Source organism: Pseudomonas sp. S3_E10 (genome assembly GCF_054667615.1).
In genome coordinates this window covers 1926970-1937970 of sequence record NZ_CP162743.1, presented here as the reverse complement: position 1 = coordinate 1937970, position 11001 = coordinate 1926970, and the positions used below count along the sequence as shown (strand labels likewise).

General features: G+C 60.2%; 12 protein-coding genes. 9 read left to right on the top strand and 3 right to left on the bottom strand.

What is annotated here, in order from left to right; all coding sequences use genetic code 11:
- Positions 1-72: 72 nt before the first annotated feature.
- Positions 73-360, bottom strand: a complete 288-nt coding sequence (locus tag AB4N98_RS08730) for a DUF3565 domain-containing protein (RefSeq protein ID WP_065877324.1) — start codon at positions 358-360, stop codon at positions 73-75.
- On the opposite strand from AB4N98_RS08730, the gene AB4N98_RS08725 reads away from it, so the two are divergent.
- Positions 359-844 (top strand): FKBP-type peptidyl-prolyl cis-trans isomerase, encoded by a 486-nt coding sequence (locus AB4N98_RS08725; protein WP_003171645.1) that lies wholly within the window; start codon positions 359-361, stop codon positions 842-844. The two genes, AB4N98_RS08730 and AB4N98_RS08725, sit on opposite strands and share 2 nt — an antisense overlap.
- Positions 845-1026: 182 nt before the next feature.
- Here the strand turns inward: AB4N98_RS08725 and rpsT are convergent, their stop codons facing one another.
- Positions 1027-1305, bottom strand: coding sequence for a 30S ribosomal protein S20 (rpsT, locus tag AB4N98_RS08720; RefSeq protein ID WP_016976313.1), 279 nt, complete (start codon positions 1303-1305; stop codon positions 1027-1029).
- 253 nt (positions 1306-1558) lie between these two features.
- Between rpsT and murJ the strand changes: the two genes are divergently transcribed.
- From murJ to ispH, 6 genes are all read left to right on the top strand, one after another.
- Positions 1559-3097, top strand: a complete 1539-nt coding sequence (gene murJ, locus AB4N98_RS08715) for a murein biosynthesis integral membrane protein MurJ (protein WP_135196369.1) — start codon at positions 1559-1561, stop codon at positions 3095-3097.
- A gap of 119 nt (positions 3098-3216) precedes the next feature.
- A complete protein-coding gene (gene ribF / locus AB4N98_RS08710; protein ID WP_017529882.1) occupies positions 3217-4155 on the top strand; it encodes a bifunctional riboflavin kinase/FAD synthetase in 939 nt (312 codons plus the stop codon).
- Between the two features lie 14 nt (positions 4156-4169).
- Positions 4170-7001 carry an isoleucine--tRNA ligase gene (ileS, locus tag AB4N98_RS08705; protein ID WP_065877322.1) on the top strand — a complete coding sequence of 944 codons (2832 nt, stop codon included), beginning with the start codon at positions 4170-4172 and terminating at the stop codon, positions 6999-7001.
- Positions 6994-7503 (top strand): signal peptidase II, encoded by a 510-nt coding sequence (gene lspA / locus AB4N98_RS08700; RefSeq protein ID WP_017529880.1) that lies wholly within the window; start codon positions 6994-6996, stop codon positions 7501-7503. The genes ileS and lspA overlap by 8 nt, the downstream gene beginning before the upstream one ends.
- A 7-nt stretch (positions 7504-7510) precedes the next feature.
- On the top strand, positions 7511-7948 hold the full coding sequence (gene fkpB, locus AB4N98_RS08695) for an FKBP-type peptidyl-prolyl cis-trans isomerase (protein ID WP_175404195.1): 438 nt from the start codon (positions 7511-7513) through the stop codon (positions 7946-7948).
- A 179-nt stretch (positions 7949-8127) separates the two neighbouring features.
- A complete protein-coding gene (gene ispH / locus AB4N98_RS08690; protein ID WP_017529878.1) occupies positions 8128-9075 on the top strand; it encodes a 4-hydroxy-3-methylbut-2-enyl diphosphate reductase in 948 nt (315 codons plus the stop codon).
- Here ispH and AB4N98_RS08685 read toward each other — a convergent pair.
- Positions 9038-9610 (bottom strand): GspH/FimT family pseudopilin, encoded by a 573-nt coding sequence (locus tag AB4N98_RS08685; protein ID WP_017529877.1) that lies wholly within the window; start codon positions 9608-9610, stop codon positions 9038-9040. The two genes, ispH and AB4N98_RS08685, sit on opposite strands and share 38 nt — an antisense overlap.
- Positions 9611-9812: 202 nt before the next feature.
- Here AB4N98_RS08685 and pilV point away from each other — a divergent pair, with 202 nt between their 5' ends.
- Both pilV and AB4N98_RS08675 read left to right on the top strand, forming a co-directional pair.
- On the top strand, positions 9813-10292 hold the full coding sequence (pilV, locus tag AB4N98_RS08680) for a type IV pilus modification protein PilV (RefSeq protein WP_065877320.1): 480 nt from the start codon (positions 9813-9815) through the stop codon (positions 10290-10292).
- The gene (locus AB4N98_RS08675) at positions 10289-10996 is read left to right on the top strand and encodes a PilW family protein (protein WP_017529875.1); all 708 of its coding nucleotides are present in this window, start codon (positions 10289-10291) and stop codon (positions 10994-10996) included. Before pilV ends, AB4N98_RS08675 begins: the two co-directional genes overlap by 4 nt.
- The last annotated feature ends 5 nt before the right edge of the window (positions 10997-11001 follow it).

The window sequence follows — 11001 nt, the reverse complement described above, 5'->3', positions numbered from 1 at the left end:
CTCTGGAGGTGCATGGCTTCGGCGGCGCTCTATGGCTGAGTGCCTACCGGGAATCAGGCGCCAAGGTTATCGTTATTCACGCGCTTGCGTACACCAGCCGCAGGCAAAGGGCTGGCCTATTTTTTCCAGACGTTGTGCGGGGTCGAGCACCCAGGCGCGCGACTGCCATGGCGGCTGGTGGCGCAGGTGCTGGGTGTGGCCGCAGGACAGCTCGGCCACCCAGTGCCCGTCTTCGTCCTGATGAAAACCACAGACAGTGACCGTTTGTCGGCCCCGTCTGTCCGGGTTCCGTTCGCTTTCGGGCAAATCCTTGTTTAGACTTGTCCGTTCTTCATTCTTATGCAAAAGGTCTCGCCCCATGACGATCGCCGCTAACAAGGCTGTCTCCATCGACTATACCCTGACCAACGACGCTGGTGAGGTCATCGACAGCTCAGCCGGCGGCGCGCCGCTGGTCTACCTGCAAGGCGCAGGTAACATCATCCCAGGCCTGGAAAAGGCTCTGGAAGGCAAGGCAGTTGGTGATGAACTGACCGTTGCCGTAGAACCTGAAGATGCGTATGGCGAATATTCCGCCGAACTGGTCAGCACCCTGAGCCGCAGCATGTTCGAAGGCGTCGACGAACTGGAAGTGGGCATGCAGTTCCACGCTTCCGCGCCGGATGGCCAAATGCAGATCGTGACCATCCGTGATCTGGACGGCGACGACGTGACCGTTGATGGCAACCACCCGCTGGCGGGTCAGCGCCTGAACTTCCAGGTGAAGATCGTTGCCATCCGCGACGCCTCCCAGGAAGAAGTGGCCCATGGTCACGTCCACGGTGAAGGCGGTCATCACCATTGATTGATGTTTTGATCAAGCGGTAGCCAAAACGCCCCGACCTGTTCGGGGCGTTTTTTTATCTGAAATTCACCGCGTTCCAAATGTGGAAGGCGCACTTCAGAAAACAAAAATGCCCCGGACCTTTCGGTACGGGGCATTTCTTAACTGTTTCGCAACCTGGGCTGCGTTGCAGTTGTTACCACTTAGGCTGCGGCAGCAACGCTCAGAGCCTTGATGTGGCCATTCAGGCGGCTCTTATGACGAGCGGCCTTGTTCTTGTGGATGATGCCTTTATCGGCCATACGGTCGATAACAGGCACAGCCAGAACGTAAGCTGCTTGAGCTTTTTCAGCGTCTTTGGTGTCGATGGCTTTAACTACATTCTTGATGTAGGTACGAACCATGGAACGCAGGCTGGCGTTGTGGCTGCGACGCTTCTCAGCCTGTTTTGCACGTTTTTTGGCGGAAGGTGTGTTGGCCACCGTCGAGCTCCTCGAAAGACTTTTTAGGAAATAGCAAACAAAATAGGCCGCGAATCATGCCGATGACTTGACGGGTTGTCAAGGGCGGCTGATGCGAACTGCTGAGTGGTCGATCTGAAGAGGCGGGTGATTTATTTCCGGCGCTTGACCTGTAAACTCGCGAGCTTTGGCTCTGTGCTGTTGCAGGCGCGCAGTATCGCATAAGTAGGCGCTTTGTTCGCCTGCTCTTTATCCATAGGCGCAAACTCTTTCAATGAATCTGCTCAAATCGTTGGCCGCCGTCAGCTCTATCACGATGATCTCCCGGGTTTTAGGGTTTGTGCGTGACACCCTGCTGGCGCGTATTTTTGGCGCCAGTATGGCCACGGATGCGTTCTTTATTGCCTTTAAATTGCCCAACCTGCTGCGGCGGATCTTCGCCGAGGGGGCCTTTTCCCAGGCATTTGTACCGATCCTGGCGGAATACAAAACCCAGCAGGGCGAGGAGGCGACCCGAACCTTTATTGCCTACGTCTCGGGCCTGCTGACCCTGGTGTTGATGCTGGTGACGCTCATCGGCATGCTTGCGGCGCCCTGGGTCATCTGGGCCACGGCCCCCGGCTTTGCCAATACCCCGGAAAAATTCGCGCTGACCACCGACCTGCTGCGAGTGACCTTTCCTTATATATTGCTGATCTCCCTGTCGTCCCTGGCCGGGGCGATCCTCAATACCTGGAACCGTTTCTCGGTGCCGGCATTCGTACCGACCCTGCTTAACGTCAGCATGATCGTCTTCGCGTTGTTCCTCACGCCGTACTTCGAGCCGCCGGTGATGGCCCTGGGCTGGGCCGTGCTGGCCGGTGGCCTGGCGCAATTGTTGTACCAGCTGCCGCACCTGAAAAAGATCGGCATGCTGGTGTTGCCGCGTTTGAACCTCAAGGACACCGGCGTGTGGCGCGTCATGCGCAATATGCTGCCGGCGATCCTCGGCGTGTCGGTCAGCCAGATCTCCCTGATCATTAACACTGCGTTCGCTTCGTTGCTGGTGTCGGGCTCTGTGTCGTGGATGTACTACGCCGACCGCCTGATGGAACTGCCCTCCGGCGTGCTCGGCGTGGCCCTCGGTACCATTCTGCTGCCAACCCTGGCGCGCACCTACGCGAGCAAGGACCGCCAGGAATACTCGCGCATCCTCGATTGGGGGCTGCGCCTGTGCTTCGTCCTGGTGTTGCCCTGCGCCCTGGCCCTGGGCATCCTCGCCGAGCCGCTGACGGTGGCGCTGTTCCAATACGGGCAATTCGATGCCTATGACGCGTTAATGACGCAGCACGCGCTGGTCGCCTATTCCGTGGGCCTGCTGGGCATCATCGTGATCAAAGTGCTGGCACCGGGGTTTTATGCGCAGCAGAACATCCGTACGCCGGTAAAAATCGCGATCTTCACCTTGATCGTCACCCAACTGCTGAACCTGGTGTTTATCGGCCCGCTGGCCCACGCCGGCCTGGCCCTGGCGATCAGCGCCGGTGCGTGCATCAACGCTGGCCTTTTGTTTTACCAACTGCGCAAACAGCAGATGTTCCAGCCGCAGCCGGGTTGGGGCCTGTTTGCGCTCAAGCTGCTGGTGGCGGTGGCAATGATGTCGGCGGTGCTGCTCGGGCTGATGCACGTGATGCCCGCCTGGAGCGAAGGCCATATGCTGGAGCGCTTCATGCGCCTGGGCGTGCTGGTCGTCGCTGGCGTGGTGGTGTACTTCGGCATGTTGCTGCTGCAGGGTTTCCGTTTGCGGGATTTCAATCGCAAGTCCCTGAGTTAGAGAGTTTGCCGCGATAAAACGGCAGTTTTATCGATTCGACCCATTTGGCCTGCGCTGTTGCCTGTCGTCCGGGGCCGGGTGTGGTTATAATCGACCACTTTATGAGCAAGAAGCGCGTTATGCAGCTGGTTCGAGGTCTCCACAACCTGCGCCCCGAGCATCGGGGCTGCGTCGCCACTATTGGCAACTTTGACGGTGTTCACCGTGGCCACCAGGCTATCCTGGCCCGGCTGCGCGAGCGCGCCGTCGAGTTGGGCGTACCCAGCTGCGTGGTGATTTTTGAGCCACAGCCGCGGGAGTTCTTTACCCCAGAAACGGCTCCGGCCCGCCTGGCCCGCTTGCGGGACAAGCTGCAACTGCTGGCTGAAGAAGGCGTGGACCGCGTTCTCTGCCTGGCTTTCAACCAGCGCTTGCAAAGCCTCAGCGCCGCCGAATTCGTCGATCGCATCCTGGTGGATGGCTTGGGCGTACAACACCTGGAGGTCGGTGACGACTTCCGTTTTGGTTGCGACCGCGTCGGCGATTTCGATTTCCTGCAACACGCTGGCGTAGAGCAGGGTTTTACCGTCGAGGCCGCGCAAACCGTCGAACTGGACGGCCTGCGCGTGAGCAGTACACAGGTGCGTAACGCCCTGGCCGCTGCCGACTTCGCCTTGGCCGAGCGATTGCTCGGTCGCCCGTTCCGCATTGCCGGGCGGGTGTTGCACGGCCAGAAGTTGGCGCGCCAATTAGGCACGCCTACCGCCAACGTGCAACTCAAGCGCCGTCGAGTGCCGCTGACCGGGGTTTACCTGGTGAGCGTCGACATCGACGGCCAATCGTGGCCGGGAGTCGCCAATATAGGCGTCAGGCCCACGGTTGCAGGTGATGGCAAGGCCCACCTGGAAGTTCACCTTTTGGATTTTGCCGGTGATTTATACGACCGGCGTTTGACGGTGGTTTTCCACCAAAAGCTGCGTGAAGAGCAGCGTTTCGCCTCCCTTGAGGCGTTGAAAACGGCGATCAATGCGGATGTCGCCGCCGCCCGTGCACTAGCCGCACCTAGCGCCCATCGCTAACCGAAGAGCCTTAAATGACCGACTATAAAGCCACGCTAAACCTTCCGGACACCGCCTTCCCAATGAAGGCCGGCCTGCCACAGCGCGAACCGCAGATCCTGCAGCGCTGGGACAGTATTGGCCTGTACGGAAAGTTGCGCGAAATTGGCAAGGATCGTCCGAAGTTCGTCCTGCACGACGGCCCTCCTTATGCCAACGGCACGATTCACATCGGTCATGCGCTGAACAAGATTCTCAAGGACATGATCCTGCGCTCCAAAACCCTTTCGGGCTTCGACGCACCCTATGTCCCGGGTTGGGACTGCCACGGCCTGCCGATCGAGCACAAAGTCGAAGTGACCTACGGCAAGAACCTGGGTGCCGATAAAACCCGCGAACTGTGCCGTGCCTACGCCACCGAGCAGATCGAAGGGCAGAAGTCCGAGTTCATCCGCCTGGGTGTGCTGGGCGACTGGGCCAACCCGTACAAAACCATGAACTTCAAGAACGAGGCCGGTGAAATCCGTGCCTTGGCCGAAATCGTCAAGGGCGGTTTCGTGTTCAAGGGCCTCAAGCCCGTGAACTGGTGCTTTGACTGCGGTTCGGCCCTGGCTGAAGCGGAAGTCGAGTACGAAGACAAGAAGTCCTCGACCATCGACGTGGCCTTCCCGATCGCCGACGACGCCAAGCTGGCCGAGGCTTTCGGCCTGGCAAGCCTGGCCAAGCCGGCTGCCATCGTGATCTGGACCACCACCCCCTGGACCATTCCCGCCAACCAGGCGCTGAACGTGCACCCGGAATTCACCTACGCCCTGGTGGACGTGGGTGATCGCCTGCTGGTGCTCGCCGAGGAAATGGTCGAGGCGTGCCTGGCGCGTTACGAACTGCAAGGCTCGGTGATCGCCACCACCACCGGCTCCGCGCTGGAACTGATCAACTTCCGTCACCCGTTCTATGACCGCCTGTCGCCGGTGTACCTGGCTGACTACGTCGAGCTGGGTTCGGGTACTGGCATTGTCCACTGCTCGCCGGCCTACGGCGTGGACGACTTCGTGATCTGCAAGAAATACGGCATGGTCAACGACGACATCATCAACCCGGTACAGAGCAACGGTGTCTACGTGCCGTCGCTGGAGTTCTTCGGCGGCCAGTTCATCTTCAAGGCCGATCAGCCGATCATCGACAAGTTGCGTGAAGTCGGTGCGCTGATGCAAACCGACACCATCAAGCACAGCTACATGCACTGCTGGCGCCACAAGACTCCGCTGATCTACCGCGCCACTGCGCAGTGGTTCATCGGCATGGACAAAGCGCCGACCAGCGGCGACACCCTGCGTGTTCGCTCGCTCAAAGCCATTGAAGACACCCAGTTCGTGCCGGCCTGGGGCCAGGCGCGCCTGCACTCGATGATCGCCAATCGCCCGGACTGGTGCATCTCCCGCCAACGTAACTGGGGCGTGCCGATCCCGTTCTTCCTGAACAAGGAAAGCGGCGAACTGCACCCGCGCACCGTCGAACTGATGGAAGTCGTGGCCCAGCGCGTTGAACAGGAAGGCATCGAAGCCTGGTTCAAGCTGGACGCCGCCGAGCTGCTGGGCGACGAAGCGCCGCAGTACGACAAGATCAGCGACACCCTCGACGTGTGGTTCGACTCCGGCACCACCCATTGGCACGTGCTGCGTGGTTCGCACCCGATGGGCCATGACGCTGGCCCGCGTGCCGACCTGTACCTGGAAGGCTCCGACCAACACCGTGGCTGGTTCCACTCTTCGTTGCTGACCGGTTGCGCTATCGACAATCACGCGCCGTACCGCGAACTGCTGACCCACGGCTTCACCGTCGACGAGACGGGTCGCAAGATGTCCAAGTCGCTGAAAAACGTGATCGAACCGAAAAAAATCAACGACACCCTGGGCGCCGACATCATGCGCCTGTGGGTGGCGTCTACCGATTACTCGGGCGAAATCGCCGTGTCGGACCAGATCCTGGCCCGCAGCGCCGATGCCTACCGCCGTATCCGTAATACCGCGCGCTTCCTGCTGTCGAACCTGACCGGTTTTAACCCGGCCACCGACATCCTGCCGGCCGAGGACATGCTCGCCCTGGACCGTTGGGCCGTGGACCGTACCCTGTTGCTGCAGCGCGAGTTGCAGGAACACTACGGCGAATACCGCTTCTGGAACGTCTACTCGAAAATCCACAACTTCTGCGTGCAGGAGCTCGGTGGTTTCTACCTCGACATCATCAAGGACCGCCAGTACACCACCGGTGCCAACAGCAAGGCACGCCGCTCGGCGCAGACCGCGCTGTACCACATCTCTGAAGCGCTGGTGCGCTGGATCGCGCCGATCCTGGCCTTCACCGCCGACGAGCTGTGGGAATACCTGCCGGGCGAGCGTAACGAATCGGTCATGCTCAACACCTGGTATGAAGGCCTGACCGAGTTGCCGGCTGACTTCGAACTGGGCCGCGAATACTGGGAAGGCGTAATGGCCGTCAAGGTCGCGGTGAACAAGGAGCTGGAGGTTCAGCGTGCGGCCAAAGCCGTTGGCGGCAACCTGCAAGCCGAAGTCACCCTGTTTGCCGAGGAAGGCCTGACGGCCGACCTGGCCAAGCTGAGCAACGAACTGCGCTTTGTGCTGATCACCTCCACCGCGAGCCTGGCGCCATTCGCCCAGGCCCCGGCGGACGCCGTGGCCACCGAAGTGCCGGGCCTCAAGCTCAAAGTGGTCAAGTCGGCCTTCCCCAAGTGCGCGCGTTGCTGGCACTGCCGTGAAGATGTCGGCGTAAACCCGGAGCATCCGGAAATCTGCGGTCGTTGCGTCGACAACATTTCCGGTGAAGGCGAGGTTCGTCACTATGCCTGACACCCGTCGTTTCGGACGCCTGGGCTTGCTCGTGTTGAGCCTGCTGATCCTGATCATTGACCAGGTCAGCAAGGCTCACTTCGAAGGCTCCCTGGAAATGTTCCAGCAAATCGTGGTGATCCCGGATTACTTCAGTTGGACCCTGGCCTACAACACCGGCGCCGCCTTCAGTTTCCTCGCCGATGGTGGTGGTTGGCAGCGTTGGTTGTTTGCCCTGATCGCCTTGGTGGTCAGTGCGGTGCTGGTGGTCTGGCTCAAGCGCCTGGGCCGTGATGACACCTGGCTTGCCGTCGCCCTGGCCCTGGTGCTGGGCGGTGCACTGGGTAACCTGTACGACCGCATTGCCCTCGGCCATGTGATCGACTTCATCCTGGTGCATTGGCAGAACCGTCATTATTTCCCTGCGTTCAACTTCGCCGACAGTGCCATCACCGTGGGCGCAATCATGCTGGCGCTGGATATGTTCAAAAGTAAGAAAACCGGAGAGACCGTCAATGACTGATCAGGTATTGGCTGAGCAACGCATCGGCCAGAACACGGAAGTCACTTTGCATTTCGCACTGCGTCTGGAAAATGGCGACACGGTCGACAGCACGTTCGACAAGGCCCCGGCGACCTTCAAAGTCGGCGACGGCAACCTGCTGCCGGGTTTCGAAGCGGCACTGTTCGGTTTCAAGGCCGGTGACAAGCGCACCCTGCAGATCCTGCCGGAAAACGCCTTTGGCCAGCCCAACCCGCAAAACGTACAGATCATCCCGCGTTCGCAGTTCCAGGATATGGAACTGTCGGAAGGCCTGCTGGTGATTTTCAACGATGCGGCGAACACTGAATTGCCTGGCGTGGTGAAAGCATTTGATGACGCGCAAGTGACCATCGACTTCAACCACCCGTTGGCTGGCAAGACACTGACCTTTGACGTCGAGATTATTAACGTCAAAGCGCTGTAACTGAGCGTACGCGCTCTAAAATGTGGGAGGGGGCTAGCTCCCGATAGCGGCGTATCAGCTAAATATGTACAGACTGATATACCGATATCGGGAGCCAGCCCCCTCCCACCTTTGATCTCCATTGTTGGTTGAGTCAGTGTCAAATTGACTCAATGTGGCTGCAAAACACGAGGCACAGCATGCAAATCAAACTCGCCAACCCCCGTGGTTTCTGCGCCGGCGTGGATAGGGCGATCGAAATCGTCAACCGCGCCCTTGAAGTCTTCGGGCCGCCTATCTACGTGCGCCATGAAGTCGTCCACAACAAATTCGTGGTCGAGGACCTGCGCGCACGCGGTGCGATCTTTGTCGAAGAGCTGGATCAGGTGCCGGACGACGTTATCGTTATCTTCAGCGCCCATGGTGTTTCCCAGGCCGTGCGTACCGAAGCGGCAGGCCGTGGCCTGAAAGTCTTCGACGCCACGTGCCCGCTGGTCACCAAGGTGCATATCGAAGTCGCGCGCTACAGTCGCGACGGTCGTGAATGCATCCTGATCGGCCATGCCGGCCACCCGGAAGTTGAAGGCACCATGGGCCAGTACGACGCCAGTAATGGCGGCGCGATTTACCTGGTGGAAGACGAAAAAGACGTCGCCAGCCTACAGGTGAATAACCCTGAACGTTTGGCCTTCGTGACCCAGACCACCTTGTCCATGGACGATACCAGTCGCGTGATCGATGCCCTGCGCACCCGCTTTCCAGCCATTGGCGGCCCGCGCAAAGACGACATTTGCTACGCCACCCAAAACCGCCAGGATGCGGTCAAGCAACTGGCTGATGAATGCGATGTGGTACTGGTCGTCGGCAGCCCAAACAGCTCCAACTCCAACCGCCTGCGCGAGTTGGCTGAGCGCATGGCGACACCGGCATACCTGATCGACGGTGCCGAAGACCTGCAGCGCAGTTGGTTCGACGGTGTCGAGCGGATTGGTATCACCGCCGGCGCCTCGGCCCCGGAAGTGCTGGTGCGCGGCGTTATCCAGCAACTGCATGCCTGGGGTGCTACCGGCGCTGATGAATTGGCTGGCCGTGAGGAGAACATCACGTTCTCTATGCCCAAGGAGCTGCGGGTGCGCTCGCTGCTGTGACGGCCGGGATGCCGGAATAGCTCCGGCACAACGCCTGCTCGGCTTTGTCGCTGCGCAGGCTGATGCGCCCGCTGGGTGCCAGCACCACCTGGTGCAAGCTCTGGGGCTGGTCCGTGGCGCAGACATGCACCGTGCCGGCCCGAAACCCTCCTCCTGAAAACACCGGTTCGCCCAGCCCGTTGAAACGTACCTGGCTCTTGACCGGCCCATTGCCGACGATGGGCACGCGCCCGCTGTCCTGGCGCTCCAGCAGTACGGGGTTGTCATCGTCCTCTTGACCGCGCCCGCTCAGATCCGCGATTACCCGCCAGCCTTGGCTCCAGTCATCATTGACGGCGTAAATGACCACCGCCCGGTTGCGTACGATGGCTTCAGTGCGGGCGAAGCGAAGCCCGCTCGCCAGTGATCGTGCCGCGCTCTGTCGTTGCTGTGACTCGAGCAGGCTCTTGAAACCGGGCACGGCCAGGTGCGCCAGGATGCCGCTCACCAGCAGCCCGAGCAGCAGCTCTATTAAAGTGAAACCCCGTTGGCGCATGTAATGTCCCTCCGTGGACGCAGGTCTGGATGCGGCTCAGTCAAAGGTATAGCGGCTGGAACGAGGCGCTGGATGATGGCCTTTACGTCCAAAGTATTTCCCTTTGTTCCGCGAGCGGCACGGGCGAAAAACCAGCGCTAGGCTTGAGTCGCACGGCGGGCTTTGCCTGCTTTTCTGGCCTTCGACACGGATCGCGACGGTAATGCAGATTTATGTGAACACTTGTTTTTCCTGCTCTTTACCCCGGTACCAAATCGGCATGACGCTGATCGAGGCGCTGGTAGCGGTGCTGATTCTTACCGTTGGTCTGTTAGGTGCGGCTGCGCTTCAGCTCAATGCGCTCAAGTACACCGACAGCGCGAGGATGGCCAGCCAAGCCAGTTTCATCGCCTATGACATGCTCGACCGAATCCGCGCCAATTCCAGCGCGGACTACCAATGGGGGCGAATTGAGCGAGCCCCGACCACCTCTGCCGGGGTGCGCGACCTGGATCTGCGCGATTTCCAGAGCAACATCCTCGGGTTTGCCGGCGAGAGCGCCAAAGGCGCGGTAGCGGTCAGTGCAGATGAAGTGACCGTGAGCATCCGTTGGGATGACAGCAGGGCGACGCACACGGCCGGAGCCCGGGAAACGTTCACGCTGACCAGTCGCATCGGCTCTGCGTCACGAGTGGCGCAATGAGGTACCGGGTTCGCGGTTTCAGTCTGGTGGAGTTGTTATTGGCCTTGGTTATCGGGCTTGTGCTGTTGCTTGGCGCAAGCCAGGTGCTGATCAGTTCCCGCGTGACCCACGCCAGTCAACAGGCGGCGATGCTGCTGCAAGATGACGCACGCTTTGTACTGAGCAAAATGATCCAGGATATTCGTCAGGCAGGCATGTTTGGCTGTTTGGCCCCGGCGTTTATCGAGAATGCGCCTTTAGCCTTTGATCGACCCATCACCTGGAGTGCCGGGGGCGGTTCGACTTCGCTGACGTTGCTCACGGCGCAGGTTGGCGAAGAGGGTGGCAGGCCGGATTGGACGGTACTGTCGGACTGCACGTCCACTGCCCACGCCTATATCGGTAACGCTCCTGCGCCCGAGCCCGGGCAGATCCGTTTTGCTATACGCCAACTCACCTATACCTTCGAGACCGGGCAGTTGAAGGTCGCCACGCCCAATGCACCGGCCAAGGCGGTACTGGTGGATAACGTACGGGCATTCGATATCAGTTTCGGCGTGGCCGCCAGGTTGGATTCGACAGGCGTTGTGCGTTACGAGACCCGCCCCGCCGACGAAGCCTTGATCCGCAGCGTGCGCCTGCGCATGACTCTGCAAGACCCAGCTGGCCGTGTCAAAGACCAAACCTACAGTGTCGTGGCGGCGCTGCGAAACCGCCTGGGGTAGGGGCA